This is a genomic window from Clostridium sp. OF09-36, assembly GCF_003481985.1.
Taxonomy (GTDB): Bacteria; Bacillota; Clostridia; order Lachnospirales; family Lachnospiraceae; genus Brotaphodocola.
Window position 1 is genome coordinate 1 of the sequence record NZ_QUMD01000089.1, and the last position, 893, is coordinate 893.

An 893-nucleotide genomic window follows, 5' to 3' on the forward strand; every position below is an offset into this window, starting at 1 on the left:
GCTTCCACCGCCGCCTCCACAGCAGGCTCCCTCGCCTTTAAAATGCTTGATGGTGGATTTTACACCAAGAAGTACAAATACTGCAATGACTAAGATTACAATCATGTCTGTCATAATAGCTTGCTCCCTTCTGTCTTCTTTTTCTGTCAGTTTTTCTTTCTTATGAATGAATCTGCTTTTCCGACGGATCTTCCGTTTTTATTTCTGTCATCGGACTTCCCTGATGTTCCCTCTGGAATCTGCGGTCTTTCGCCTCATCTAGTTTTTTTCTTACAAATTTTACGAAGAGATAAATGGATACGCCCACTATGTACAGGATGATGCAAAGCACCACCATGTAGCCCATAGAATTTTGTGAATGTGACACGGCTCTTCCTCCTGATTGTTTCGTCTGGATTTCTGACCCAAATCCAGTTTTTTCTTTTTTCAATGTCTGCGGCTGCCTGTGCTTTCCCAGACAGCCGCATGATCTTGTCAGCCGCAACTTAAGCTGTATCATGCATGCGCCGGACGTTTCGCTTTGCTTCCTGTAAAACAGGGAACTTCCGCACATGTCACGTTACTTACGATTACTCTACAGATACCACCTTGTAATCCTGTGCCTCTACAGCCTCTTTCAGCACGCTGTCTGAGACCTCTTTCTCCAGGGTAACGACTGCGGTTCCCTTCTCATGGCTTACCTCTGCGCCGGTTACGCCCTCAATGCCTTCCAGAGTCTTTTTCACTCTTGCCTCACAGTGACCGCACATCATTCCTTCGATTTTCATGGTTTTCGTCATAGTTCTCTTCTCCTTTTTCTCTTTATGATCAACATGACTTTCATCATGTGGTCTGCTTTGTTTTTTCTTCTTGTCTTTGGATGCGTCATACATCTTGAACAGGTTCAGACGCAG

General features: G+C 44.9%; 2 protein-coding genes. Both read right to left on the reverse strand.

From position 1 onward, the window contains the following. Nucleotides 1-160: 160 nt before the first annotated feature. On the reverse strand, nucleotides 161-367 hold the full coding sequence (locus DXA97_RS19790) for a hypothetical protein (RefSeq protein WP_147355621.1): 207 nt from the start codon (nucleotides 365-367) through the stop codon (nucleotides 161-163). A 202-nt stretch (nucleotides 368-569) separates the two neighbouring features. Beyond that, on the reverse strand, nucleotides 570-893 hold a 324-nt coding region (locus DXA97_RS21405; RefSeq protein WP_243107797.1), incomplete at its 5' end, for a cation transporter.